The following is a 26652-nucleotide window of genomic DNA, read 5'->3' on the forward strand; positions in this document are numbered from 1 at the left end:
ATTTGGCCAATCTGACGCTCTAGAACAAAAAAATAGGGAGTAATAGTTCATGTTTGCCCGTTTATCCACGTCGGCCGCTGTGTTGGCGATTAGTGCAGGCGCCGCTGCCGCAGATTATTCATTGACGGTTTTGCATACCAACGATTTCCACGCTCGTTTTGAGCCAATTAGCAAATACGACTCGGGGTGTAGCGCCGAGGACAATGCTGAGGGTAAATGCTTTGGCGGTACCGCGCGTTTGGTCACTTCGATTGCCGACGCACGTGCTCGCGCCGAGAATTCGATCCTCGTTGATGGCGGGGACCAGTTCCAAGGAACGCTTTTCTACACCTATTACAAGGGTAAGCTCACCGCCGAAATGATGAACAAGCTTGGTTATGACGGTATGACTGTCGGTAACCACGAGTTTGATGATGGCCCTGAGGTCCTTGCAGGATTTATGGACGCTGTGAACTTTCCGGTCCTCATGTCAAATGCGGATGTTTCCCAAGAGCCTAGCCTTGCGGGTAAAATCGCGAAGTCGACCGTTATCGAGAAAGGTGGCGAGAAGATTGGGATGATCGGTCTTACGCCACATGACACCCGCGAATTGGCCAGCCCCGGAGACAACATTGTCTTCACTGATCCTGTCGACGCAGTGCAGGGCGAAGTTGATAAGCTGACCGAAGAAGGCGTGAATAAAATTATCGTTCTCTCTCACTCCGGTTACGGTGTAGATCAGCGTGTCGCGAGCGAAACAACAGGTGTGGACATCATCGTTGGTGGTCACTCGAACACATACCTGTCCAACCAAAGTGACGATGCCGAGGGACCTTACCCGACGATGGTTGGTTCAACCGCGATCGTTTCTGCCTACGCGTACGGTAAATTCCTTGGGGAATTGAACGTGACCTTCAACGACGATGGTGAAATCATCGAAGCTGTCGGCGAGCCTATTATCAATGACGGCGCCGTAGCCGAGGACGAAGAAACTGTAGCGCGGATCGCCGAGGCCGCAGTTCCACTCGATGAAATCCGCAATAAAGTAGTGGCTGCTACTGGTGCGGCGATTGACGGTTCGCGAGATACTTGCCGTAGCCAAGAGTGTGAAATGGGAAACCTTGTTGCCGATGCGATGCTCGATCGCGTCAAGGATCAGGGTATTCAGGTTGCATTGGCCAACGGTGGCGGACTTCGCGCCAGCATCGACGCGGGTGAGGTGACCATGGGCGAAGTGTACACGGTTCTGCCGTTCCAAAATACGCTCGCAACGTTCCAAGTCACAGGCGCAACGCTGAAAGACGCGCTAGAGAATGCGGTTCTGCAATATGACGATGATTCAAAAACGGGTCGTTTTGCGCAAGTTGCCGGGATGAAATACACCATCACCGGATCCGAGGCGTTCGGAAACCGTATCTCTGACGTGATGATCGATACGGGTGACGGGTATGAGCCGCTCGATCCTGAAATGGTATACGGAATTGTGTCGAACAACTATGTGCGCGGTGGCGGCGATGGCTACGCCATGTTCCGCGATGCGATGAACCCGTATGATTTTGGTCCGGACCTTGCGGATGTGGTTGCTGAGTATCTGGCGGCATCAGGAGAGTATAAGCCCTATCTCGATGGCCGCATTACGGTGAAATAACTTACACCTCGTGAAACAAAAAGGGCGCGCCGTATCTGGCGCGCCCTATTTTTATTTGGCTTCTTCTTGGTGCCATTCCCACGGGCAGGTAAATGCCCCAAGGACATTCGTAACATCCGTATCACTTACACCATCAGCCTTGGATATCTGCGCCACGAGGCCGCGTTTTTTACTCTCGAGCACTTTCACAACGTTGGCATTTACGCCGCTCTTCTTGAGGGCTTCGTTATAAACGCGGGTGATCGCAAGCTTGCGTAGATCAGGCTTAAAGACTTTGCCCACTGCTGTTTTTGGCAGTTCATCAAGAATTTCGATATGCTTGGGGTGCGCGGCACGCTCTTGTACGTTTTTCTTACAGTGCTGGATGAGTTCCTCAACCGTAACATTCGCGCCCTGAACAAGTTCAACATATGCGCAAGGAATTTCGCCAGAGTGCGCGTCGGGCTGACCGATGGCGCCTGCGAAACCAACCGCAGGATGGCCGGCCAGTGCCTCTTCGATCACTGCGGGGTCAATGTTGTGCCCGCCGCGAATAATCAGGTCTTTCGCACGGCCCGTGATCCAGAGGTAGCCGTCTTCGTCGATGCGGCCGAGGTCACCCGTCCGAAGGTACACATCGTGGTGGAACAGATCGTGGTTCTTGTCGAGCTCGGTGTAGGTGGAACCTGCAAATACCCCAGGGTTGTCGATGCAAATCTCACCTACTTCATCCGTAGGAACCTCAACCGGACCATCAGGCGTTTGCCGCAAGATCTTGACATCGGTATGCGGGAACGGGATGCCGACAGAGCCGACCTTCTTTTCACCCGCTGGGGGATTGCATGACACAAGGCAGGTCGCTTCCGTAAGGCCATAACCCTCTACGATTGCAACGCCACAAGATTCTTCAAAGCGGCGGAAAAGCTCTAGCGGCAACGGCGCAGAGCCCGAAAAGGCCGTACGAAGCGATGAGATATCCGCATCAACGGGGCGCTGCATAAGTGCAGAGATCGCCGTGGGTACGGTAACCATGAATGTGGCCTGCCAGCGCTCAACAAGCTTCCAGAAGTTGTCCATCACGCCGTCTCCGCGATATCCAGCGGGCGTTGGGAAAACGACGTGCGCGCCCGAAGCGATCATGGACATCAAAATCGGGTAGACCGCGAATACGTGGAACAGCGGCAGCGGGCAGAGGACAACATCCTCGTGCTCAAACAAGAGACGATGCCCAAGCCAGCCGTTATAAATCATGCCGGAATATTTGTGCTGTGCCACCTTGGGCATACCGGTCGTGCCGCCAGTATGGAAATATGCGGCTACGCGATCAGTTTTTGCATCCTCAAACGTTAGCGCATCGGACGGCTGTTTAGCGATCTCGGTCGTAAAGTTCACGACGCGCGCGTTGTGCTCGACAGGATTCTTGGGGCGGATAAGTGGGACGATCCAACTCTTGGGCGGCGAAAGATAGTGCAGCAGGTCCACTTCGATGACCGTCTTGACGTTCGGCGCAAGGGCGACGGCCGCCGCAGCTTTTTGCGCCACATCGGTCTTGGGGAAGGCGCGGAGCGTTACGAGCGCCTTGGCGCCTGTCTCGCGCAGAATCGCGGCGATCTGTTTGGCTTCCAAGAGGGGGTTGATCGGGCTGATTATCCCCGCAACCGAACCGCCAAGTATCGTAAACACTGTTTCATTGGCATTCGGAAGCATACAAGCGACGACGTCATTTTCGCCGATTCCGATCTCGCGGAAAAAGTTGGCGGTCTGCGTCGTTTTCGCCAGAAGTTCACGCCAAGTTAGCGTTTCTGACGGATCCTTGGGGCCAGACGTGAGCTGAAACGAGATCGCTGCGCGGTCGCCGTGCTTTTGTGCTGTACGCGAAACGAAATCATACATTGTTGTCGCAAGTTCACGATCTTCCCAACGCGCTTCTGCTTCTATTGCGTCACGATCCGCGTGGTTTGCAAACTTTGACATCTTTTACTCTCCCTCTGTGCACGCAACGCGCGCAAATTCCCGCCTAAAGATGGAAGGAATTTTGAGATTTCGCAAGAGTGGCGCTTTTGTTACGTCGCGCCATTTCCATCAGTAAATTGCAGACGTGCCAGCCGAGCATACAGACCGCCTTCTGCCACGAGGGTGTCATGCGTGCCATCAGCGACGATTTTGCCTCCTTCAAACACGAGGATTCGGTCGGCCTTTTTGACGGTTGCCAAGCGGTGGGCAACGATCAGTGTGGTGCGCCCCTGTGACATTTCATCAACCGCAGTTTGAACCGCACGCTCGCTTTCCGCATCAAGCGCGCTTGTGGCTTCGTCGAGCAAAAGGATCGGAGCATCACGTAGAATGGCGCGCGCAATGGCAATGCGCTGCTTCTGACCGCCAGAGAGCATCACGCCGCGCTCGCCTACTTGGCTATCGTATTGATCCGGAAGCGCCATCAGGAAATCATGCGCAGCTGCGGCCTTGGCGGCGGCGTGCACTTCTTCGTCTGTCGCTGTGGGGCGGCCAAAGCGGATATTTTCAAGCGCAGATGTCGCAAAGATAATCGGGTCCTGTGGAACGAGCGCGATTTCTTGGCGAAAGTCGGCGCGGTTCAAATCACGCAGGTTCTGGCCATCAATCGATACTGTGCCCGAAGAGGGATCGTAGAACCGTTGCAGCAACTGAATAACTGTTGATTTCCCCGCGCCCGAAGGGCCGACGAGCGCCACTGTTTCGCCTGCCTTGACAGAAAGATTCGCGCCATCGAGTGCTGCGATTTCAGGACGGGCAGGGTAGTGGAAAGTAACGTTATCAAATTTGATCTCTCCGCGAACGGGGCGCGCAAGTTGCTGCGGCGCGGTAGGGTCTTTGATCGCATCATCGGCATTGAGCAGTTCAACCAAACGTTCCGTTGCGCCCGCCGCACGTTGGAGTTCGCCCCAGATTTCTGAAAGCGCAGCGACAGACCCAGCGACCATGATCGCATAGATGACAAATTGCACCAGCGCACCGATGCTTAGCTCTCCTTGGTTCACATCATGCGCACCCATCCAGAGCACGCCAACAACGCCAGAGAAGATAAGGAAGATCACAAGCACAGTCATGACCGCGCGTGTAGAAATTCGGCGCAGCGCGACTTGGTATGATTTCTCGGATACCTCGGCGAAGTTTCCAGACGAGATTGATTCGTGGGTGAATGCCTGAACCGTTTGAACCGATGAAAGCGCCTCGCTCGCATTCCCTGACGAGTTGGCGATCCAATCTTGGTTCTCGCGGCTTAGAACGCGCAAACGGCGCCCCAGAACGATAATTGGGACGATGACCGCAGGTACGATCAATAGAACCATCCCCGCCAGCTTGGCACTCGTGAGTAGCATGAGCGCCATGCCGCCAATGAAGATCAGGAAGTTGCGAAGGGCAACGGAAACGGACGAACCAATCACCGAGAGAATGAGCGTCGTGTCCGTCGTGATGCGGCTCAGAACTTCGCCCGTCATGATTTTCTCGTAGAACGCGGGGCTCATTCGGACTACGCGATCAAAGACTTCCTTGCGGATGTCAGTCACGATCCGCTCGCCCAGTCGCGTTACTAGGTAGTATCTTAAGCCAGTCCCGAGGGCGAGGATCGCAGCAATCGCGAGCGCAGCGCCGAAATAGCTATCAATGAGCGTGCCGTTTGTTTCGGTGAATCCATCGACGACGCGCCGCACCGCCATGGGTAAGATCAACGAGGTCGCAGCCGTGAGGACAAGCGCAAGGCCCGCGAGAATCACAAGTCCACGATATGGTCGCACGAAAGGAAGCAACCCGCGTAGCGCACCCATATGTTTTGATTTTTCGCGTTCTTGTTCGCTTTGAGCCACTGCGTCCCCCGTATTTTTAATTCCTAAGGACATAGTGTGCTGCGCGCAGCGCAACAAGCTTTCAAACCAAAGGTTTGCGAAATAATTGGCGTGTGGTTGGGGAGTGGAGCGGGCAGCGGGAATCGAACCCGCATCATCAGCTTGGAAGGCTGAGGTCTTACCATTACACAATGCCCGCGTAACTAGGCTTCACCTAATCCATTCCATTTTGAACGTCAATACTGCCCGACGAAATCATAACACTCGATTGACGTTTTTGGGCGTGGCGGCGCGTAGAGAACGCGCCGCCGATTGATTTTGTTTATGACGAAAGTGAACCTTTGCCATGTCCCGCAAGTCCACCCGATACTTCTTCGGTGGATTCGCTGGCCAGTTCTTGTGGCAGGATCAGGTTCAAGACAATCGCGATCAGCGCCGCGGGTAGCAGCCCAGAGGTAAGCAGGATCCGCGCCGTATCCGGCATATGTTGAAGCGCGCCTGGCTCAAGTTGCAGGCCAAGCCCGACAGAGAGCGCAATTGCGAAAATCACCATGTTTCGGCGGTTCCAGTCCACATCCGAGAGCATCGAGATACCAGCGGCAACGACCATGCCGAACATCACTATTACACCGCCGCCGAGAACTTCGATCGGGACGGTACGGATAACACCGCCGACTTTCGGGATAAGACCACAGATGATGAGGAATATCGCGCCACAGGTTACAACATGGCGGCTCATGACGCCCGTCATTGCGATGAGGCCGACGTTCTGGCTGAAGGAAGTGTTGGGAAAACCGCCAAAGCAACCCGCAATTGCGGTGCCTAGGCCATCGGCATAAGTCGCGCCTTGGATTTCCTTGTCGGTGGCCTCGCGTCCTGCGCCGCCTTTGGTAATGCCCGATACATCGCCCACAGTTTCAATCGCGGAAATGAACGCCATAAGGCAGAAGCCAATGATCGCCGCTGCGGAAAGCTCAAAGCCGTATTTGAACGGTGACGGGAGGGCAAAGGCCTTGGCGTTTGACCATGATCCAGCAATAGCGTCAAACGTCAAGATGCCGACCATAAGCGAGTAGATATAACCGACAATAAGACCGATCAGGACCGCAGAGATTGAAAGCATCCCCTTGGTGAAAAATTTCAAACCGAGCGTCACAACAATTACGATGAGCGCCGCGGACCAGTTGAGTAGGCTTCCGTATTCTTCGGTGCCAATCGCGGGAACCCCGCCAGCGGCATATTGGATGCCGACTTTTACCAGTGCGAGCCCGATCATCGTCACCACAAGCCCCGTCACCAGCGGCGGAAGCGCAAAGCGGATCTTGCCGATGAACGTGCCCAATATCGCATGGAAAATGCCGCCAATGATCACCCCCGTGAAAAGTGCGGCGAGGGCATCGACACCCTTGCCAGCAACAAGTGGAATCATGATCGGCAGAAACGCGAATGACGTGCCCTGAACAATTGGCAGCGCTGCGCCGACGGGACCGAGCGTTAATGTCTGAAGTAGTGTCGCGACACCTGCAAACAGCATCGACATTTGAATGAGGTAAAGCAGTTCAGGGAAATCAGGAGAGTTCGAACCAAATCCGAACCCTGCCGCACCCGCAACGATAATCGCAGGTGTGACGTTGGAGACAAACATCGCCAAGACGTGTTGAATCCCGAGTGGAATGGCCTGATGTAGGGCCGGTGTATAGTTCGGGTCGCGCAGCTGTTCGGGCGTCCCTAATGATTGATTAGCCATGTGTTTTCCTTCCGTTGGACTATTGCAGTTGCCCTGCTTCTTTTGGCGGGCTTGCATTGGAGCGTTCATGCGCCGCTCCGATTAGCTCTACAATATTCCCGAAGAAATTTCATCGACGCCAGAATTTACTGCAAATTCGGTAGTTTATGCAGAGGCGTCTGTGAGTTGTGACTAATTATTGTGCGCTTAACCCTCAAGTTTGCGGGTGCAGATCCAGCTCAGGAAGATCATAACCGCCGCCGTGCCAAGGCACATTGCAAGCCCTCCGATCTGATAGGTGGCGCCGGAAAGCACAGTTCCGATCAGGCGCCCTGCTGCATTGGCCATATAGTAAAAACCTACATCCATCGTCACGCGCTTGGCGTCAGTGAATGCTAGAATTAGGTATGAATGCAGCGAAGAATTGACTGCAAAGATCGCACCAAATGCCAACAGCGCGACAACGACCACGATCGTGAGGGGCGTTGAGTTAGTTGGGCCAAGTGCGACGACAACGCTCAAGAGTGCTGGCACGAACAGAAGGCTGAACACCCATTTTTGTGCCAGAGCTATGATCTCGGTCTGGCTCTTGTCTTTGGCGCGCAGAATTTTGGGCGCGTTTGCTTGGACGATCCCATAGAGGATGGTCCAAACGGCCATGAACGTTCCGATCAAAAAGAATGCGGCTCGGTTCCCTTCCTCAGAGCCGTCCGAGAGGACCGCGTAGAAGTAAATCGGGATGCCGACCACGAACCAAACGTCGCGCGCCCCGAATAAGAAAACGCGCGCAGCACTTAGCCAGTTAACATTGCGATTCTTTGAAAACACTTCGCGGAATTTGGCATCTTTGTGCCCAATAGGGAGGCCAGACGGCATACCGAGCAGAACCGCTACAAGGATCACAGCAAGGACCGCCGCCATCGAGAGAACCGAGGGAACGAAACCTATTGTTCCCAGTAGCGCTGCCCCAAGTAGAAAGCCAAACCCCTTAACGGCATTCTTTGAACCGGTGAGGATTGCGACCCACCTAAAGAGGCCACCGTTTTCGGTTGGGGCAAGTATCTTGACGGCGCTCTTGGAGCTCATCTTGGCAAGGTCCTTGGCCACTCCGGACGCGCCCTGAACCAGCATAACAAATACGACGGAGGCCCCAACCGCCCAGTTTGGATCAAGCTGCGACAGCGCAAGGAGCGCAACAATCTGAAGCCCGAGGCCCGCGTATAGTGTGCTGGCGAGTCCGAAGCGCGCCGCGATCCAGCCAGCAGATAGGTTGGTCACAATCCCCGCGATTTCGTACAGAACGAACAGATACGCAAGCTGAATGGGCGAGAACCCCAGCGTGTGAAAATGCAGCAGCACAAGCATCCGCAAAGCGCCATCTGAGAGCATAAACGCCCAATACGCAGCCGTAACGGCAATGTATGCCGAGAAACCTTTGGTCTGTGTCACAGGCTTGCGCCCACCATAAGGGAAACATCAACGAGACGGTTCGCGTAACCCCATTCATTGTCGTACCACGCGTAAACCTTGAGTTGAGTGCCGTTCACAACCATCGTTGAAAGCGCATCAATTATGCTGCTGCGCGGATCGTTGGTATAATCCGAAGATACCAGCGGGCGTGTTTCATAACCGAGGATACCTTTGAGCGGACCTTCGGATGCTGCACGGAAGAGTTCGTTCACTTCTTGAACGGTGGTCTCGCGCTCCATTTCAAACACGCAATCGGTCAACGAGGCGTTCAGTAATGGTACACGTACAGCGTGGCCGTTCAATTTGCCCTTAAGCTCAGGGTAGATGAGCGTGATCGCCGTTGCAGAGCCCGTCGTCGTCGGGATCAAATTCGTCAAAGCAGAGCGCGCGCGCCGCATGTCCGAGGCGGGGCGGTCAATAATTGTCTGAGTGTTGGTTACATCATGAACGGTAGTGATGGAGCCGTGCTTAATCCCGATGGATTCTTGCAAGACCTTCACGACAGGAGCGAGGCAATTGGTTGTGCAACTCGCGGCGGTGATGATGCGGTGGGCGTTGGGATCATAAACGTCATTGTTGACGCCATAAACAATATTGGCCGTCGGGCCATCCTTGACTGGGGCAGAGACAACCACCTTTTTGATGCCTGCCTCGAAATACGGCGCCAGTTTTGCCTCTGTCTTAAATGCGCCGGTGCAATCAATCATGACGTCAACGCCTTCGAGCGGCAGGTTTGCGAGATTGCGAGAGGAGGTCACGGGGATGCGTTTGCCGTCGATTGTTATCGAGTTAGCGTCCGACTCAAACTTTGCGGGCCAGCGGCCATGAACCGAGTCAAACTCAAGTAGATGCGCGTGCATGGCAGGATCGCCCACGGCATCATTAATAAACGCAATCTCTGCGCCACGTTCGAGCAAGGGGCGCAGGGCAAGCTTTCCCATGCGTCCAAGACCATTGAGAGCAAATGTCGTCATCTAAGAATTTCCTAAGCTATTTTGAGAGCGATATTATCGACCAATTGTTGCAGATTTGTGCGGCTCGCGGTTTCAAATGGCAGAGCCGCGAATTCGTGAATACGCGAACGCAGAATTTCGTAGGCGTGCTGAAAATCGTCTGTGCTGCTTGTCGGAGCAACGGGATCTTCGGTACTCCAATGGCTTGTGATTGGTGCGCCAGAAAGGGAACCATAGTCATGGTTTGCGGCGCTGTCGCAGACCGTAAAAGCAAAGTCCAAGTCAGAAGGGGCAAGTGTTGCGAGGCTTTTGGAAGCGAGGCCTTCGGTCTGGTGCCCATGTTGTTGCAGCACCTCTAGCGCAGCGGGGTGGACAGCGCCACGTGGAGCGGTTCCTGCCGAGCTGACCTCAAAGTTCCTGCCGAGATCATTCAAGATTGCCTCGGCCATAATCGAACGCGCCGAGTTGCCCGTGCATAGAAAGAGCACCTTCTTGGGGCGGTTGTGAATTGTGGGCAAACAAATGTCGGCTCTATTGCCACAGCAGTCGCTGAAAAGCTCGGAGATGATATCCTGCGGTGCCTCGATGTTCGCGCGATAGAGCAGGCTTGTTCCAACGCGTTGTTGTTCGATAAGGCCGACCGACTTGAGCGCCGAGAGGTAAACCGACGCGGTGCTGGGCTTTATCGTTAGAACGCTCAGGATTTCGCTAACAGGGAGCGCATCAGGGTAGCGACGCATCAAGAGACGAAAAATCTCCATGCGCTGCGGATGGCTGAGTATTGAGAGGCGATTCAATAATAATTCCATAATTCATGAAATATGGAATTATTATGCGGGGCGCAAGTCATTCATGCGCGGAGGTGCGCGCGAACTCTCGCGCGCACCAAGATTTTTAGCCTACGCGAATGACGCGTTTGCCGTTGTTCTCACCTTTGAGAAGGCCGACGAATGCTTCTGGAGCGTTTTCCAGGCCGTCGATAAGGTCTTCTTTGTATTGGATTTTACCCTCGCTGAGCCAACCCATCATCGCCTCTGCGAACTCTGGATAAAGGTCAGGGAAATCGTCAAAGATAATGAACCCCTGCATCTTAAGTTTTTTGCGCAGGATGTTACTCATCAACAGTCCCATACGATCAGGGCCGTCGGGGAGGGACGTAGCATTATACATCGAGATCAATCCGCAAACTGGGATTCTTGCGTTAGGATTTAGAAGCGGGAGCACCGCATCAAACACAGCGCCACCGACGTTCTCGTAGTAGATATCGATACCGTTTGGAACGGCATGGGCGAGTCTTTCGGCGAAGTCATCTGCCTTGTAGTCGATGCAAAGGTCAAAGCCGTATTCCTCTTGGACGTGCTTGCATTTCTCTGGACCACCAGCGATGCCGACAACACGGAGCCCCAAAATCTTGCCGATCTGACCGACAATCGAGCCAACCGCACCAGCGGCCGAGGACACGACCAGAGTCTCACCAGATTTTGGCGTGCCAATCTTGAGAAGCCCTGCATATGCTGTGAAGCCCGGCATTCCCAAAACGCCTAGTGCCCAAGACGGGTTCTGCGGGGATTTTCCCATGTTGATATTACCGGTACCATCCGAAAGCGCATAGTCCTGCCAGCCGTTCATGCTTAGCACCCAATCACCTTCGCTATAACCTTCAAGGTTGGAAGTGACGACCTGTGACACCGTGCCGCCAACCATGTGCTCACCAACTTCGACAGGAGGCGCATAGGATGGTGCGTCGCTCATACGTCCGCGCATATATGGATCGAGCGAGAGAAAAGCTGTGCGAAGAAGCATCTCATTTTCGCCAGGTGTCGGAATTTCGGAATTTTCGAGGCGCAGCGTGTTCTCGTTCGGAAAACCCTTGGGGCGTTCATTGAGGATTAGGCGGCGGTTTTCTGTGGTGGATTGGGTCATGTTAATCTCCTTTGCACCTACATAATTCTTCTCCCCCATCTCTCAATGATTAAGGTGGCTTTTTCTAATTTCCCTAGCGTAAGATCGAAACCGCTTTGCATTGTTCGTTTAGTTATGCAAAGAAATACAATTATACCCAAGCAGAGCCTTAAACGACGGAATCTCACTATGTCCTCTACTGTTCGTCTTGCCAAAGAAGACAATGTTGTCAGTGCCATCGATGTCTTGCAAATTGGTGAGGCTATTGACGGCGTGACGCCAAATCAGCAAATCCCGCGCGGTCACAAGATGGCGATTCAGTCAATCGCCAAGGGCGAAGCGGTGCGCAAATATGCGCAGGTTATCGGCTATGCAAATCAAGACATTGCGGCGGGCGACCATGTGCACACGCATAACCTTGAGTTCCGCGCCGTGGATCAAGCCTATGAGTACTCGACTGACTTGCGCCCCGTGGCCAAAGCGCCGACGCAAGACACATTTATGGGATATAAGCGCGAAAACGGCAGGGTCGGGACGCGGAACTATATCGCGGTTCTGACCTCTGTGAATTGTTCGGCAACGGCAGCTAGAATGATTGCCAGTCATTTCACCCCTGAAGTTATGGCGGAGTATGAAAACGTCGACGGCGTTGTCGCGTTTGTGCATGGCACGGGCTGTGGTATGGCGGGCGACGGTGATGGATTTGAGGCGCTCCAGCGGGTGATGTGGGGGTACGCCGCACATCCTAACGTTGCGGCGGTTCTGATGGTTGGGCTCGGCTGCGAGATCAATCAGATCGACTGGCTGGTTGAATCTTGGGGGCTCAAGCTCGGGCCGACATTTCAAACGATGAACATCCAAGACATGGCGGGGACGCGCAAAACGGTTGAGGTCGGCATTGAAAAGGTCAAAGCCATGCTCCCGATTGCGAATAAGCACACGCGCGAGGAATGCCCCGCGTCCGAGTTGATGGTCGGCCTTCAGTGTGGTGGATCGGATGCGTGGTCTGGCGTTACGGCGAACCCTGCTCTTGGTTATGCTTGTGACCTGTTAGTCGCGCAGGGAGGCACCGGCGTTCTGGCTGAAACCCCCGAAATTTACGGTGCTGAACATCTACTAACGCGCCGTGCCGCGACACCAGAAGTCGGCGAGAAGTTGATCGGTCTGATCAAGTGGTGGGAGGATTACACCGCCCGCAACAAAGGTTCGATGGATAACAATCCATCACCCGGAAACAAAAAAGGTGGCCTGACCACAATCCTTGAGAAATCCCTCGGGGCGGCGGCCAAGGGCGGCACTTCGCCGCTGATGGGTGTTTATAAGTATGGCGAACGTGTGCGTGCCAAAGGGTTCACGTTCATGGATAGCCCCGGATATGACCCTGCCTCTGTTACGGGACAGATTGCCAGCGGATGTAACCTGATTGCCTTTACGACAGGACGCGGATCGGCCTTCGGCGCCAAGCCTACGCCTTCGATGAAGATTGCCACGAATACCCAGATGTTTAACCGTCTTGAGGAAGATATGGACCTAAACGCGGGTACAATCCTAAGCGATGGTGAGAGCGTCGAGGAAGCAGGTCGTCGGATCTACCAGATGTTCTTGGACATCGCTTCTGGCATGCAGTCCAAATCCGAGGCGCAGGGCCTCGGAGATTATGAGTTCGTGCCTTGGCAAATCGGCGCGGTCATGTAGCGCCTAGAGAAAAGAATTGGCGGCCAGCGCGACGACAGAGAGCATGGCCGCCGCCATTAGATAATTGATGCGCCGATGGGCCTTTTCCGAGAGGTCGAGGCGCCTCACGGAACTACCCGCCCAAAGCCAAAGAATATGAATGGGTATCCAGATCGCGTTGATAATCACGAATTTGGTCAATATTTCCCACTCCCGTGCTTCGGGCATAAAGGCAAACCCAGTGAACAACGTCGTGTTTACGACATATGCCTTGGGGTTGAGCGCCTGAAAGAGGATGCCCGACCAATAACCGGGGCGGCTCTTGGCCTCTACGACTGCGATCCTGTTGCCGGCGGTTGCGATGCGGTACGCGAGATAGGTTAAGTAGCAAATCGACGCGGCAAAGAGTGCATTGAACACCCAAGGAAACGCGAGCACCGCCCCAGAGAGCCCCGTAACAACCGAAATCGCCACAAGGTTCGTGCCCGTAAGGAGACCCAAGAAGTATCGAATCCCCGCACGCTGGCCAAATGCGGCCCCAACGCCAGCGATCGAAAGAACGCCGGGACCGGGCGTGATTAGTAGCAAGAAGATAGCAGATGTAAAAACAAGCACTTTGCGGCTATCCGATCGGCGACAGCAGCGGGCGGTTATCTTTGGCGCGGATCAGGTTTTCCACGACCATATCACCCATGGCGATCCGCGTTTTCACAGTTGCGCTGCCTTGGTGCGGAGAGAGGACGACATTGGGCAATTCCCAGAATTCGGGCGACATTTTTGGTTCTTGGTCAAACACGTCAAGGGCCGCTCCACCAAGCTCGCCACTCTTGAGCATCTCAAGCATCACTTCTTCGTCGATGAGTGTGCCGCGCCCCAAATTCACGATTGCACCATTCGGGCCGAGGGCATGTAGGACATCGCGGTTCACAAGCTTGCGGGTGGCTGGGTTGTCAGGAACAACCGCGATGATCCAGTCCACATCCTTGGCCATTTCCGTAAGGTCGGAATAGTATTCATAGGGTTCATATGGTTGCTTGTTGCGCCCATGATATGCGACCTGCATTTTGAACACTTGAGCGCGACGCGCGATCTCTTTGCCAATGCGACCAAGGCCAAGAATGCCGACCTTCGCACCCGTAAGCTCACCCGTCAGAGCATAACCCCCATCTGGCCATTTCCCCTCACGAACGAACTTGTCGGCGTCCACGATTCGGCGGCACAGCGCGAGCATCATTCCCATCGCCAGCTCTGCGACGGCATCATTGAGCACGTCGGGCGTGTTGGTCACGTTAATCCCCCGCTCGTGGGCGGCCTTTACGTCAATCCCGTCATATCCCACGCCAAAGCTCGAGATCGTTCTTAGGGACGGAAGTGCGTCCATCAATGCAGCGTCACAGCCACTGTGGCCGCCCGTTGCCATGAACTCGACTTGAGAACATTCAGCAAGAAATGCAGCTTTGTCCTCTGCTTCCCAAAGTTTGTGAATGGTGAAGTGCTCCGCCAGATCCTCCATTACCTTTGGGGGCATAGGGGCGGTCATGATGAGGTCGGTCATGACAAAATTCTCCTAGATTAAAATAGGTTGTGGGGACTGTAACGGTTTTTGGAATGTGGCCAAGGGGACAACCCAAGTCTGTCATATAAATTTTAATCAACCGTCACATAGCAATTACATCCCTGCATCACATTCCCCTCAACGAATTGGGGACAGACATGCTTCGTATCGAAAACCTGACAAAGAACTACGGCACAAACATCGCAGTGGATTCCGCGACTATTCATTTAGAGCGCCCCGCGATGGTTGGAATCATCGGGCGTTCGGGAGCGGGAAAGTCCACACTGCTTCGTATGCTCAATCGTTTGGCGGACCCAACTGCGGGAACAGTTACCTTCGAGGGACAGGAAGTATCGCATCTGTCGGGGCGTGCTAAGCGCGAATGGCAATCCAAATGCGCGATGATCTTTCAGCAGTTCAACTTGGTTCTGCGGATGGATGTTGTTTCGAATGTCTTGCACGGCACGCTGAACCGCCGCTCGACGCTTGCGACCATGTTCAACCTTTTCTCTGCCGAAGACATAGAACACGCAATTTCGATCCTTGAGCGCCTCGGCATTGCGGACCACGCCGCCAAAAGGGCCGAGGATTTGTCAGGCGGACAGCAGCAGCGCGTCGCCATAGCCCGTGCACTTATGCAAGATCCGCGCATCATTCTGGCAGATGAGCCTATCGCGTCGCTTGATCCAATGAACGCGCAAGTTGTCATGCGTACTCTGCGCAATATCCACGAAGAAGACGGGCGCACCGTTATTGCCAATCTTCACACGCTGGATACGGCGCGGCGTTATTGCGATCGCGTTATTGGAATGCGGGACGGGCGCATTGTGTTTGATGGCTCTCCTTCACAGCTCAGCACAGCCGCCGCGCGCGAAATCTATGGCGCAGACGCCGATTTCTCAGAGAGCGCGACATCAACCGAAATCGAGCAACTCGCTCGGACCGACCTTGATTTGCAGGAAGCCGCACGACTTGCGGCCCTCGCAACACGTTAATTCAACGCGCCCTTCCAAACGGCGGGGCAACAACTGGAGCAAAAGTAATGAAACACCTGCTATGCGCCCTCGCGGCAACAACAGCACTCACGTCCGGCGCTATCGCGGATGAAGCGATTTCGGAATTCCGCATCGGGATTCTTGGTGGCGAAAATGCCCAAGACCGTATGAACTCCTACGAGTGTCTGCGCGAATACACCGAGGCCGAACTGGGCGTTGAAACACGCTTGTTTGCGCCAGCGGATTATAATGGCGTTATTCAAGGTCTGTTGGGTGGAACACTTGATATGGCATGGCTTGGCGCTTCGTCCTATGCGGCGGTCCATATTCAGGATGAAAACGCCGTCACACCGGTCTTGGTAAAGATCAACTTGGACGGCTCTTATGGCTACCATTCGATCGGTTTTGCCCGTGCGGATAGCGGTATCGCATCGCTGGACGACATGAAGGAAAAAGTATTTGGGTTTGGCGATCCTAACTCGACTTCTGGTTACCTTATCCCGTCCATCGAAATTCCAACGCTTACTGGCGCCAGCATGGATTCTGGTGATTACTTTGGTGAAGTGAAATTTACCGGTGGCCACGAGCAAACAATCGTAGCGGTCAGCAATGGTGACGTTGACGGCGGCGTGACATGGGCTGACGGCCAAGGCAACTGGGAGGACGGTTTCAATTCTGGCGCGCTGCGCAAGGCGGTTGATGCGGGTCTGGTTGATATGAACGACCTCGTTGAAATCTGGCGCTCCAAGCCTATCCCAGAAGGCCCAGTGGTATTGCGCACAGCCCTTCCCGAAGACGTAAAGGCCAAGATGACAACATTGGTTGACGGCCTATACGAAGCAGACCCTGAGTGCGCCTATGGCGTGGCGGCTGGTGAAAGCCTTGGCTTTGATCCGATTAGCCACGAAGCCTACGAGAGCATTGTGGCTGCTCGTTTGGCAAAAGCGAATTGATTAAAGTTATTTCATGACATCTGCGCGGGCCCCGATTTTGGGCCCGCGTAATTTTTTGGGGATCAAACATGACTGACGCCACGCTGCACGCTGACCGAACGCGTGAAATCTATGGAGAGTATGCCGCGCATGTGCGGCGCAAACGGATGTGGAACGGGGTGATGCTTGCTCTGTTTATCGTGCTTTTGGTTTCAGGTTTCGTCACGGCGGATGCCCGAAATGCGGGGGGCTTCTGGGACGGTCTTGCGCATGTATTCGACTTTCCTTCTGACGTGCTCGGCGAAGCATGGGAGAAGGCGAACCTGCTTCCTCAGCATCTCGTCGCTTATTTTCCGTCCCTTATCGAAACCATTAATATAGCAGCCGCAGCGACGCTCATTGGCGCGATTGCGGGAACGCTCTTGTCGTTGCTGTCGACGCCGGGCCTTGCGCGGTGGCCAGCCCTCGTAAGCTTTTTCCGTCGGTTAATGGATATATTGCGTGCGCTTCCGGAAATCGTGGTGGCGCTTGTTTTGATCTATGTTCTGGGCGGTGGTCCTGTCGCCGCGATGATCGCAATTGCCCTGCATACGACGGGCGCAATCGGCAAACTATTCTCCGAAGTGAACGAAAACGCTTCACTGAAACCTGTTGAGGGGCTGGCATCAGTTGGGGCGAGTTGGTCTCAGAAAATGATGCTGGGCATATTCCCGCAAGTGGCACCAAACTACCTCAGTTATGCGCTCCTTCGGTTCGAGGTGAACATTCGCGCTTCCGCTATTTTGGGTTTCGTCGGTGCCGGTGGCATTGGCTATGATCTTAAGAATGCCATGAGTTGGGGGCAGGGACGCTTTGACGAAGCTGCCGCCATTTTCATCCTTTTGTTTTGTACCATCGTTTTGGTCGATCAGCTTTCCTCGGTTCTGCGGAATCGTCTGACGCATGGAAAGGTCAGCTCATGAATGCCGCCACGCTCGCGCCCGATATGAACCAAGAAATCGCGCGTCTTTTTCATAGAAAACGTCTGATCGCATTTGGCATTCCTGCCGCAATACTGGCGTATCTCGTTTATATTTTCATTTCGTTCAACGTGGTTGATCTTGTGCGAAATGCCAGTGTTGAGAACGCCAACACGTTGGTGTCGGACAGTTATAGCTACAAAACGCACGTGACACGCGACAATCGTTCTGGCGAGATTTCAATTGCGATTGAGGGCGAACGTAAGGGCCGCTACGAACAAGGCGTATCGCCTGATTGGGTGAACCTCGGCGAAACAACCGTCATTGAGTTGGACCCAGATAACATTATCACATTTGGGCCAAACTATGTGTCCTACAACGTCCCGAACTATGGCGAGATTTACGCAGAGCCAGGAAGTAACGGTGTTAACGCGGTACTACCTGAAGGGCCGCTTCCCGAATGGATCAATTCGTCAAAGAACCGACTGGCGGTCACAACCCCTGCGGGACGACTGACTGTCACACGCAATCGCACCGAAGTATTTCGGTATTTCCTCGGGTGGGAGCTGTTCTTCTTCACGCTTGATAGCCCATATCACGGGCTTGGCGCGGGAGCACTCATGCAAAAAGCTTTGAGCGGCGAGGCCTCGCAGATTTGGAGCGATTTCTGGAACAATAAGATGTGGCGTCACGGGGATGTTGCGTGGGCGATGTTTGAAACGATGCTAATGGCGTTCCTTGGAACGTTCGGCGCGGCAATCGTGGCGCTTCCGATTGCGTTCCTTGCCGCCAAAAATTTCACACCACTGCGCAGTATGCGTTTTGCCGCGCGCCGCCTGTTTGACCTGCTGCGCGGTGTTGACGGGCTTATCTGGACTGTGGTGCTCTCGCGCGCATTTGGGCCTGGTCCGCTCACGGGATCACTGGCGATTTTGCTGACGGATACGGGGACATTCGGCAAGATGTTCTCGGAGGCGCTTGAGAACGTCGATGAGAACCAAACCGAGGGTATCCGTTCCACGGGAGCAAACGCACCGCAACGTGTGCGCTTTGGAGTTTTGCCGCAAATCGTGCCGATCTTGCTCAGTCAGGTTTTGTATTACCTAGAAAGCAATACGCGCTCTGCGACCATCATCGGCGCGATTACGGGCGGGGGCATTGGGCTGCTTCTCACGCAAGCGATCATTACGCAAAAAGACTGGGAAGAGGTCACATACTACATCGTGCTCATCGTTCTGATGGTGATGTTTATGGATAGTTTCTCTGGGTGGTTACGCCGCAAACTGATTAAGGGAAGCGCCGAGAACTAAGGCGCGCGCCCCTCGCCGTTATTCTGCGGCGAGGGGGATTGCATTCATTCCAGTTACAAAGCGTGTGCCGATTTCTCCGCTGAGATAGGCGACACGTCCATTGCAGAGCGTTGCGCCAATGCGGCGCGTTTTCTTGTCGATGATCACCAAATCCGCGCGCTTCCCTTGCTCGATGGTTCCGCGGTCATCGAGGTTCATGGCGGCGGCTGGGGCGGTTGAAATCATACCCCAAGCGGTTGCAAGGTCACACAGACCTGCATCCGCAAGTGTGAAGGCCGCCTGCGCAAGAGAAGGGTAGTGATAGTCGGATACGAGAATATCGCAAAGCCCATCCTCAATCAGATGCGTTGCCGCGATATTTCCAGATTGAGAGCCGCCGCGCACAACATTCGGTGCCCCCATAAGAATAGGATTCCCGTTCACCTTGGCCACGTGCGCGGCGCTTGTACCGGTTGGGAATTCACAGACTCTCGCGCCGATACTGTTGTAATAGTCGCGCGTCGCGGCATCCGGATCATCATGCGAGCCGTATGTTACGCCCAGACGATCAAAATCATTTGCGAGCTGGCAAAGGTATCGGGGAACGCGCTCTTGTTGGGCGCTTGCACCTGTTACGATGGCCATGTGCTCTTCTGGAGTGCGGTTGGCTTTGCCCGCCCAAGCAAGAATTTTTTCGGGGTTGGTTTTTGCCATTGCTCGCGCCTCTGGCAGGTGGTTGTTAAAGATCGCATAGTCAATCCCATAAGCCTGAATGACTGCCCGCAGGCGCTCAAAGGTGTCGACCGTATGGGTCTCAATCCGCAACTGTACACGCAGGTCCACGAGTAACGCAGGCTGTGCCACCGCAAGTGCCGCAAGAAAAGCTTCCGTGAAATTCGGACCGCGCAGGCCCCCCTCCCATGACCAACTCTGTGCCATCCATGCGGTGGTAATACCATTCGCTGCGGCTTCGGTCTCGACGGCATGGATCGCCCCTTGAAGCGGGAAAATCGCAGAGGGACGCGGCGCAATCTGGCGTTCGAACGCATCGCCGTGAAGGTCCACAATCCCCGGCAGGATATAGCAGCCTGACAGGTCAATCGCATGTGCAGGACCCGTTGCGATACGACCATCAGAGATCGTGATCGAGCGAGATTGCAGCTTAGAGTCGGCAAGTACATCTGCGCCGATGAGGCGAAGGGATGGTAATGAGATCATAATTCACCTGTGGAAATTTTCTCATCTTAAAGCAGTGATTTGCAAAATCTGTGTGACGGTTCGGTTAAGTTTATGCGTCGTCTCGGAGGGTAAGCGTGACCCGATCGCCTGAAAACCAAGTGGTTCCATACTCTACAGGGACGCCGTCTGAGTCCGCATTGACGCCTTCGCTGCGCAAGATTGGTGCCCCTTGGGAAATTCGCAGATGCCCCGCTTGAGTGGCATCGGCGAGGCGCGCGGTGAGGCGCGTCGATATGCGAGTGTAATCGTCGAGACCGCATTTCTTGAGCGCGGCTGTTACCGCATCCAGTTCGTCGAGTGCTTCAAGCAGGTCGGGGAAACGCTCGGCGGGGAAAATGCTTCGGAAGATTGCGATTGGCACGGCATCTGCGAGCGAGAGCCCCTCATAGCAATGCACTTGGTCGTCTGGTTCGATTTGAAGTGCTTTGGCTTCGCGTGGACTTGGGCGTCTTGTGGCGAGTTGAAGACGCGTCTTGGCGGGCATCTGGCCTGCAGCGCGGATGTTCTGGTGAAATCGGACACGTTTGCCAATCGGATAGTCCGTGGGCTTACCAGTCACGAAAACGCCTGCGCCACGTCGCGCGTGGACAAGCCCGTCTTCTGCCATCGCACCAAGAGCGTGTCGAACCGTATGGCGGTTAACCCCAAAGCGGATAGCAAGTTCGGCCTCGGTCGGGAGTTTGTCTCCGGAAACAAGGATGCCGTCGGCGATTTCACGGGTCAGGCTGGATTGGATCGAGCGCCATATCGGCGTTTTGGATTTGGTCATGTCACGAAAGTTTCGCAAATCTCTAATTGCGTCGGGAGGGGGAGGGACTGTAATATTTGTCTAGTTGTATAGCATTGAATGAAAGTTGTCTAGGAATGAATAATACCCTTCGACAATCATGGATGAGCCTGCTGGCCAAAGCGCCGGCGCAAGAGCTTTTCGCGCTATGGGAGCGGCGCGGTTATGCCCCCACTTTCGAATATCTACGTCCCCCAGAGCAGGGCGCGGTTATGGTACAGGCGCGGACGGGCGCAACGGGCGCGGCATTTAATCTTGGTGAAATGACGGTGACCAGATGCGCGCTCAAGCTTGCGGATGGGCGTGTTGGGCATGGCTATGTTCAAGGACGCGATAAGCGCAAAGTCGAGATCGCGGCGCTTCTTGATGCGCTGATGCAGGGTGCCGAGGCGGCCGATATCGATGCAGAAATTCTGACACCTCTGCACAACTCCATTGCAAGGGCCAAGAAGACTAAGGCCGAGAAAGCAGAAGCCACCAAAGTATCGTTTTTCACACTGGCAAGAGGAGAGGATTGATGGGCGTCGTTGATCTCGGAGGCGGTTTCACTCGCATTCCACAACAATCAGCGCTTGGGTTTCGCTCGGCGATGACCGCAATGGCCCGACCGGGTGAAATACAAACCGTTTCAGGAGCGAACGGGCCAGCGCCCCTTTCCATTGCCGCGTCGGTTCTTCTTTTGACGCTTTGTGATGCGGACACCTCCGTTTTCATCGGAGAAGCGCATGATACGGAGGCCGTGCGTGCTTGGATTACATTCCACACAAGCGCACCGTTCACTTCGCGGTCAGAGGCCATGTTTGCCATTGGTGCATGGAACGATTTGGGGTCAACCGACGAATACGCAATCGGCACCGATCAATACCCCGACCGATCCGCAACGCTCATCGTCGAGATGGATCAGTTGACCAACACGGGCGCCACATTGAGCGGTCCCGGAATTGAGGGAACTGCGCGCCTAACCGTGCCAGATCTGGCGTTTTCTCAGAAAAATGCACTGCTGTATCCGCTTGGAATTGATCTCTTTCTTACTTGCGAGGATCGCGTTGCGGCTCTCCCCAGAACCACAAAGGTGCTCTGATGTATGTTGCAGTAAAAGGCGGCGAACGAGCGATTGATAACGCACATGCGTTGCTCGCGGAAAAGCGGCGTGGTGATACCGCGTTGCCAGAGTTAACAGTCGATCAGATCAAGTCCCAGCAAAGCCTCGCCGTCGCGCGGGTTATGTCCGAAGGGTCACTGTTTGATCCCGATTTGGCGGCGCTCGCAATCAAGCAATCGCAAGGTGACCTGATCGAAGCGATTTTCTTAATACGTGCCTATCGCACGACCTTGCCCCGTTTCGGTGATAGCCGCCCGATTGATACCGGTGCGATGGAATGCGTGCGCAGGATTTCGGCGACGTTTAAGGATGCTCCGGGAGGGCAGATTCTTGGGCCGACATTTGATTACACGCACCGACTTCTTGATTTCCAACTTTTGGCGGATGGTGAAGTACCAGAAGCGCCACGTGCCGAAGCCGCTGTTGGGGATGTCCCGCATATAACCGAATTCTTGAACGCCGAGGGTCTAATTCAGCAAGAGGAAGCAACGGAGGACACACCGCCCGACCTGACGCGGACACCGCTGGAGTTGCCCGTAAAACGGCCATTACGTTTACAATCGTTAACACGTGGCGACGAGGGGTTTTTGCTTGGAATGGCTTATTCAACCCAGCGCGGCTATGCGCGCAGCCATGCATTTGTTGGCGAGTTGCGCATCGGGACAGTGGCGGTTGAGATGGACGTTCCAGAGCTAGGGTTTGCAATCGAAATCGGTGAAATAGAAGTGACCGAGTGCGAAACGGTGAACCAATTTGCAGGCTCCAAAAAACAGCCGCCCCAGTTCACGCGTGGATATGGAGTGGTGTTTGGCCAAACCGAACGCAAAGCTATTTCTATGGCGCTGGTGGATCGGGCGCTACGTTGGGAAGAGCTGGGCGAAGACAACGTCGGCGCGCCCGCGCAGGACGAAGAGTTCGTCCTCTACCATGCGGATAACATCCAAGCGACGGGATTTCTCGAGCATATCAAATTGCCGCATTATGTTGATTTTCAAGCGGAACTTGAACTGGTTCGCAAACTACGTGCAGAGGTTCACGCCTCGCAGTCAACGCATCAGGAGGCCGCGGAATGAGTAACTACAACTTTGCCTATCTCGATGAGCAAACCAAGCGGATGATCCGCCGCGCCATTCTTAAGGGGCTGGCTATCCCAGGTTATCAGGTGCCGTTCGCAAGCCGCGAAATGCCAATGCCGTATGGTTGGGGCACCGGCGGCGTTCAGGTGTCTGCTGCGGTCCTAACTGAGGATGACACTCTCAAAGTAATCGACCAAGGGGCCGACGACACGACGAATGCTGTCTCTATTCGGCGCTTCTTTGAAAAGACGGCAGATGTCTCCGTCACCGAGCATACCGACGCGGCGAGTGTGATCCAGACCCGTCACCGCATTCCCGAGCAAACATTAACCAAAGATCAAATCCTCGTTTACCAAGTTCCTATACCAGAGCCCCTGCGGTTTCTGGAACCGTCAGAGATCGAGACACGCAAGATGCATGCGCTTGAGGAATACGGCTTGATGCATGTTAAACTCTACGAAGATATCAGCACACATGGCGCAATAGCGACGTCATACGCCTATCCGGTCAAGGTCGAGGGGCGGTATGTCATGGACCCGTCGCCTATTCCCAAATTCGATAATCCCAAGCTCGAAAGCGCCGCGATTCAGCTCTTTGGCGCGGGGCGAGAACAGCGGATCTATGCGCTCCCGCCCTATACCCAAGTCGTGAGCCTCGACTTTGAGGATTACCCATTTGAGCCAACCAAGGCCGACGCCAACTGTGACCTATGTGGTGCGCAGGAAAGTTATCTGGATGAAGTCATAATGGATGACCAGGGCGGACGTATGTTCGTTTGTTCGGACACTGATTTTTGCAACACACGCCAGGCGGATGGCCATATTGGCCGTTATGGCACCCCGAAGGAGGCCGCAGAATGAGCCGTATGGATGAAATTACGACCCCGCTGCTTTCTGTTCGAAATGTTGCGAAGCATTACGGCGACCGCATCGGATGTGCCGCTGTCGATTTCGATCTTTTCCCAGGCGAAGTTATTGGGATCGTTGGTGAGAGCGGGTCGGGGAAGTCGACGCTTCTTAACTGCTTAGCAGGACATTTGACACCCGATACGGGTGAGGTGCTTTTTGATACGGGGCAGGGTGCGTTACAGGACACTTGCAGGATGTCTGAATCCGGAAGGCGCGTTCTGGCGCGCACAGATTGGGCGTTCGTGCATCAACATGCGCGCGATGGATTGCGTATGAACGTAAGTGCGGGCGGAAATGTTGGCGAGCGTTTGATGGCAATTGGCTCGCGTCACTATGGCGATATTCGAGAGCAGGCGATTGATTGGCTTGGCCGTGTCGAAATTCAACCTGATCGCGTAGATGATCGCCCCACGAGCTTTTCGGGCGGTATGCAGCAACGCCTTCAGATCGCGCGCAATTTGGTTACGGGGCCGCGCCTTGTGTTTATGGACGAGCCAACGGGTGGATTGGACGTAAGCGTACAAGCACGATTGCTTGATTTGCTGCGTGGCTTGGTTCGCGAAATGGACTTGAGCGCGATTATCGTCACGCACGACCTTGCCGTGGTTCGATTGCTCGCTGATCGGCTGATGGTGATGAAGGACGGGCATGTTGTCGAAACGGGGCTGACCGATCAAGTGCTGGATGATCCACAACACGCTTACACACAACTCTTGGTTAGTTCGGTTCTTCAGGTTTAGGGGCAAAGCAATGATACAAGTAAAGAATGTCACCAAGGATTTCACCCTTCACAACCAAGATAGCGCGGTAATCCCCGTGATGCGCGACGCAAGTTTAATCGTCGCAAAGGGCGAATGCGTAGCCCTTGCTGGGGCATCCGGTGCGGGAAAGTCCACGCTGATGCGCATGGTTTACGGGAACTATTTGGTGCAGAGCGGAGAGCTTTGGGTGGATGGCATCGATATTGCCAAGGCACGCCCACGCGAAATCCTAAAACTTCGCCGCGAGAGCTTAGGGTACGTGAGCCAGTTCCTGCGCGTTGTTCCGCGCGTCCCGACCCTGAGCGTGGTGGCCGAACCGCTCCTTGCGCTTAAGGTGCCCGAAGAGCAAGCCAAGGCCCGCGCTCAAGAGTTATTGACGCTTCTGAATATTCCCGAGCGTTTATGGACCCTTAGCCCGACGACATTTTCAGGTGGCGAGCAACAGCGGGTGAACATCGCGCGCGGCTTCGCGCACCCTTTTCCGGTTCTCTTGCTTGATGAGCCAACGGCCAGTCTGGACCCCATAAACCGTGCCGTGGTGTTGGATTTGATCCTTCAGGCCAAGGCCCGCGGCGCCGCGATTATGGGCATTTTCCACGATGCAGAGGCCCGCGCCCAAGTTTGTGACCGAACAATTGATGTAGCGGCATTCACGCCGATCTGCGCCGCATGACGGGGCGGCTGATTGGGGTTGTCGGGCCGTCTGGCGTGGGCAAGGACACCGTGATGGCGGAGATCGCACGGCGGTGCTCTGGTGTCGTTGTTGCGCGGCGTGTCATTACGCGCGCGGAGGATGCCGGAGGCGAGGATTTTTTCGAGGCAACCGACCGCGAGTTCGCGGAAATGGCGGAGGCGGGGGCCTTCGCGCTTTGGTGGACCGCGCATGGTTTGAGCTATGGAATACCTGTTGAAGTGAATGCGAACCTCGCCGAAGGACGGGACGTGTTGGTTAATCTATCGCGTCACATATTGGCGCTTGCAGTTGAGAAATTTGAGCGGTTTGAGGTGCTCTCGCTCACCGCGCCAAGGGAGGTCCTCGCCACAAGGTTAGCCAAGCGTGGAAGAGAAACCGAGACCCAAATCCTTAGCCGCCTAGAGCGCGTCGCACCTGCGATGCCTGAAGGTATATCCTGCGCTGAGTTTAGCAATGACCGCGCGATTGATGCGGTGGTGACGGAAATAATGGATCACTATTTTTCCGACAGCGGCATGCGGTGCAGCGCATGAAAACGACCGTCTCCAGCCTCACCAACCAATGTAAGGGCCTCGATGGTGATCGGGCGCTCCAGATGGTCTGCGAAATGCGATTGTGCCATACTGATGAGCGTGGAGGTTTGGTCGGGTTCGATCGGTCCAGTCAGAGTTATGTGAAACTTGAACGCCTCCAGAACATAGGGATAGCCCCAATTTTTGAGGTTTGTCTCCTGAAGCGGCGTGAGGTTGGCCTTGCGTCTTCGCGACAGTTCGTCGTCGCTGGGTGGGGCGCGAAATACGTCCAACTCCTGAAGAACCGCAGCGGCCAAATCCGCGAGCGGGGCCAAGTTTCCAGACGGAACCAGCGCCAGAAAATTACCGATTTGTTCTACTTGCAATCCCTCGATTGTAACCGGCTTGAGCGTCGCACAAAGGCGCAAGGCCTCAATGACGAGCGCATCATATGTCGTGCCGTCGGCAAGATGAAACGGAGGCTTTATCGTACCATGAAAGCCGTATTTGCGCGGCACCATCGTAGTGACACAGAGCGTTTCGGCCATATGTGCGGGGAAATCCACCGCGCTGCCCTCTGCCAAATCCCATCCAAGCCAAGAAGCGCCCAATTCGGCAAAGCTCTCCACCTCTGGTGTCATGTAGATGCCGAAACGATTAAACATTCTAGAGCCTCCTTGGGAATTGG

At 54.7% G+C, this 26652-nt stretch carries 25 protein-coding genes and 1 tRNA gene; 13 read left to right on the plus strand and 13 right to left on the minus strand.

Annotated elements, in window-relative coordinates; genetic code table 11:
- Window positions 1-49: 49 nt before the first annotated feature.
- Window positions 50-1627 (plus strand): bifunctional metallophosphatase/5'-nucleotidase, encoded by a 1578-nt coding sequence (locus tag ACFE33_RS04180; protein ID WP_380057323.1) that lies wholly within the window; start codon window positions 50-52, stop codon window positions 1625-1627.
- Window positions 1628-1678: 51 nt separating this feature from the next.
- On the opposite strand, the gene ACFE33_RS04185 is transcribed toward ACFE33_RS04180, so the two are convergent.
- The 8 genes from ACFE33_RS04185 to ACFE33_RS04220 all read right to left on the minus strand — a co-directional run bounded on the left by ACFE33_RS04185 (window position 1679) and on the right by ACFE33_RS04220 (window position 11502).
- Window positions 1679-3580 carry an acyl-CoA synthetase gene (locus ACFE33_RS04185; protein ID WP_380057326.1) on the minus strand — a complete coding sequence of 634 codons (1902 nt, stop codon included), beginning with the start codon at window positions 3578-3580 and terminating at the stop codon, window positions 1679-1681.
- Window positions 3581-3669: 89 nt separating this feature from the next.
- Window positions 3670-5412: an ABC transporter transmembrane domain-containing protein gene (locus ACFE33_RS04190; RefSeq protein ID WP_380058652.1), complete on the minus strand. Its 1743-nt coding sequence runs from the start codon at window positions 5410-5412 to the stop codon at window positions 3670-3672.
- Window positions 5413-5555: 143 nt separating this feature from the next.
- Window positions 5556-5629, minus strand: a tRNA-Gly gene (locus ACFE33_RS04195).
- A gap of 123 nt (window positions 5630-5752) precedes the next feature.
- Window positions 5753-7177, minus strand: a complete 1425-nt coding sequence (locus ACFE33_RS04200; protein WP_380057329.1) for a uracil-xanthine permease family protein — start codon at window positions 7175-7177, stop codon at window positions 5753-5755.
- Between the two features lie 186 nt (window positions 7178-7363).
- On the minus strand, window positions 7364-8605 hold the full coding sequence (arsJ, locus tag ACFE33_RS04205; RefSeq protein ID WP_380057332.1) for an organoarsenical effux MFS transporter ArsJ: 1242 nt from the start codon (window positions 8603-8605) through the stop codon (window positions 7364-7366).
- A complete protein-coding gene (locus ACFE33_RS04210; protein ID WP_380057335.1) occupies window positions 8602-9600 on the minus strand; it encodes an ArsJ-associated glyceraldehyde-3-phosphate dehydrogenase in 999 nt (332 codons plus the stop codon). Before ACFE33_RS04210 ends, arsJ begins: the two co-directional genes overlap by 4 nt.
- An 11-nt stretch (window positions 9601-9611) precedes the next feature.
- Window positions 9612-10376, minus strand: coding sequence for a helix-turn-helix domain-containing protein (locus ACFE33_RS04215; RefSeq protein ID WP_380057338.1), 765 nt, complete (start codon window positions 10374-10376; stop codon window positions 9612-9614).
- A gap of 97 nt (window positions 10377-10473) precedes the next feature.
- Window positions 10474-11502, minus strand: a complete 1029-nt coding sequence (locus tag ACFE33_RS04220; protein ID WP_380057340.1) for an NADP-dependent oxidoreductase — start codon at window positions 11500-11502, stop codon at window positions 10474-10476.
- A gap of 168 nt (window positions 11503-11670) precedes the next feature.
- Between ACFE33_RS04220 and ACFE33_RS04225 the strand changes: the two genes are divergently transcribed.
- Window positions 11671-13176: a UxaA family hydrolase gene (locus ACFE33_RS04225; RefSeq protein ID WP_380057343.1), complete on the plus strand. Its 1506-nt coding sequence runs from the start codon at window positions 11671-11673 to the stop codon at window positions 13174-13176.
- 3 nt (window positions 13177-13179) lie between these two features.
- On the opposite strand, the gene ACFE33_RS04230 is transcribed toward ACFE33_RS04225, so the two are convergent.
- Complete coding sequence (locus tag ACFE33_RS04230; RefSeq protein ID WP_380057346.1) at window positions 13180-13770, minus strand: LysE family translocator; 591 nt, start codon at window positions 13768-13770, stop codon at window positions 13180-13182.
- A 7-nt stretch (window positions 13771-13777) separates the two neighbouring features.
- Window positions 13778-14710, minus strand: a complete 933-nt coding sequence (locus ACFE33_RS04235; RefSeq protein WP_380057349.1) for a 2-hydroxyacid dehydrogenase — start codon at window positions 14708-14710, stop codon at window positions 13778-13780.
- Between the two features lie 158 nt (window positions 14711-14868).
- Between ACFE33_RS04235 and phnC the strand changes: the two genes are divergently transcribed.
- The 4 genes from phnC to phnE (ACFE33_RS04255) all read left to right on the plus strand — a co-directional run bounded on the left by phnC (window position 14869) and on the right by phnE (ACFE33_RS04255) (window position 18906).
- Window positions 14869-15705 carry a phosphonate ABC transporter ATP-binding protein gene (phnC, locus tag ACFE33_RS04240; RefSeq protein ID WP_380057352.1) on the plus strand — a complete coding sequence of 279 codons (837 nt, stop codon included), beginning with the start codon at window positions 14869-14871 and terminating at the stop codon, window positions 15703-15705.
- 47 nt (window positions 15706-15752) lie between these two features.
- Window positions 15753-16658, plus strand: coding sequence for a phosphonate ABC transporter substrate-binding protein (phnD, locus tag ACFE33_RS04245; RefSeq protein WP_380057355.1), 906 nt, complete (start codon window positions 15753-15755; stop codon window positions 16656-16658).
- A 68-nt stretch (window positions 16659-16726) separates the two neighbouring features.
- On the plus strand, window positions 16727-17599 hold the full coding sequence (phnE, locus tag ACFE33_RS04250; protein ID WP_380057358.1) for a phosphonate ABC transporter, permease protein PhnE: 873 nt from the start codon (window positions 16727-16729) through the stop codon (window positions 17597-17599).
- Window positions 17596-18906: a phosphonate ABC transporter, permease protein PhnE gene (gene phnE / locus ACFE33_RS04255; protein WP_380057361.1), complete on the plus strand. Its 1311-nt coding sequence runs from the start codon at window positions 17596-17598 to the stop codon at window positions 18904-18906. Before phnE (ACFE33_RS04250) ends, phnE (ACFE33_RS04255) begins: the two co-directional genes overlap by 4 nt.
- 18 nt (window positions 18907-18924) lie before the next feature.
- On the opposite strand, the gene ACFE33_RS04260 is transcribed toward phnE (ACFE33_RS04255), so the two are convergent.
- Window positions 18925-20103 (minus strand): alpha-D-ribose 1-methylphosphonate 5-triphosphate diphosphatase, encoded by a 1179-nt coding sequence (locus tag ACFE33_RS04260; protein ID WP_380057363.1) that lies wholly within the window; start codon window positions 20101-20103, stop codon window positions 18925-18927.
- A 70-nt stretch (window positions 20104-20173) separates the two neighbouring features.
- Window positions 20174-20893, minus strand: coding sequence for a phosphonate metabolism transcriptional regulator PhnF (gene phnF / locus ACFE33_RS04265; protein ID WP_380057366.1), 720 nt, complete (start codon window positions 20891-20893; stop codon window positions 20174-20176).
- A gap of 95 nt (window positions 20894-20988) precedes the next feature.
- Between phnF and phnG the strand changes: the two genes are divergently transcribed.
- From phnG to phnN, 7 genes are read left to right on the plus strand one after another with little or no spacing between them, the layout of a single operon-like run.
- Window positions 20989-21429: a phosphonate C-P lyase system protein PhnG gene (gene phnG, locus ACFE33_RS04270; protein WP_380057368.1), complete on the plus strand. Its 441-nt coding sequence runs from the start codon at window positions 20989-20991 to the stop codon at window positions 21427-21429.
- Window positions 21429-21992, plus strand: coding sequence for a phosphonate C-P lyase system protein PhnH (phnH, locus tag ACFE33_RS04275; RefSeq protein WP_380057371.1), 564 nt, complete (start codon window positions 21429-21431; stop codon window positions 21990-21992). Before phnG ends, phnH begins: the two co-directional genes overlap by 1 nt.
- Complete coding sequence (locus ACFE33_RS04280; RefSeq protein WP_380057374.1) at window positions 21992-23086, plus strand: carbon-phosphorus lyase complex subunit PhnI; 1095 nt, start codon at window positions 21992-21994, stop codon at window positions 23084-23086. The genes phnH and ACFE33_RS04280 overlap by 1 nt, the downstream gene beginning before the upstream one ends.
- Window positions 23083-23949, plus strand: a complete 867-nt coding sequence (locus ACFE33_RS04285) for an alpha-D-ribose 1-methylphosphonate 5-phosphate C-P-lyase PhnJ (RefSeq protein ID WP_380057376.1) — start codon at window positions 23083-23085, stop codon at window positions 23947-23949. The genes ACFE33_RS04280 and ACFE33_RS04285 overlap by 4 nt, the downstream gene beginning before the upstream one ends.
- A gap of 5 nt (window positions 23950-23954) precedes the next feature.
- Complete coding sequence (phnK, locus tag ACFE33_RS04290; RefSeq protein ID WP_380058654.1) at window positions 23955-24737, plus strand: phosphonate C-P lyase system protein PhnK; 783 nt, start codon at window positions 23955-23957, stop codon at window positions 24735-24737.
- A gap of 10 nt (window positions 24738-24747) precedes the next feature.
- The gene (gene phnL / locus ACFE33_RS04295) at window positions 24748-25431 is read left to right on the plus strand and encodes a phosphonate C-P lyase system protein PhnL (protein WP_380057379.1); all 684 of its coding nucleotides are present in this window, start codon (window positions 24748-24750) and stop codon (window positions 25429-25431) included.
- Window positions 25428-25985 (plus strand): phosphonate metabolism protein/1,5-bisphosphokinase (PRPP-forming) PhnN, encoded by a 558-nt coding sequence (gene phnN / locus ACFE33_RS04300; protein WP_380057382.1) that lies wholly within the window; start codon window positions 25428-25430, stop codon window positions 25983-25985. The genes phnL and phnN overlap by 4 nt, the downstream gene beginning before the upstream one ends.
- Here phnN and ACFE33_RS04305 read toward each other — a convergent pair.
- Entirely contained in the window at window positions 25949-26629 is a 681-nt protein-coding gene (locus ACFE33_RS04305) for a DUF1045 domain-containing protein (protein WP_380057385.1), read from the minus strand. The genes phnN and ACFE33_RS04305 overlap by 37 nt on opposite strands.
- Between the last annotated feature and the right edge of the window lie 23 nt (window positions 26630-26652).

The organism is Falsihalocynthiibacter sp. SS001, assembly GCF_042445055.1.
Classification (GTDB): Bacteria; Pseudomonadota; Alphaproteobacteria; order Rhodobacterales; family Rhodobacteraceae; genus Falsihalocynthiibacter.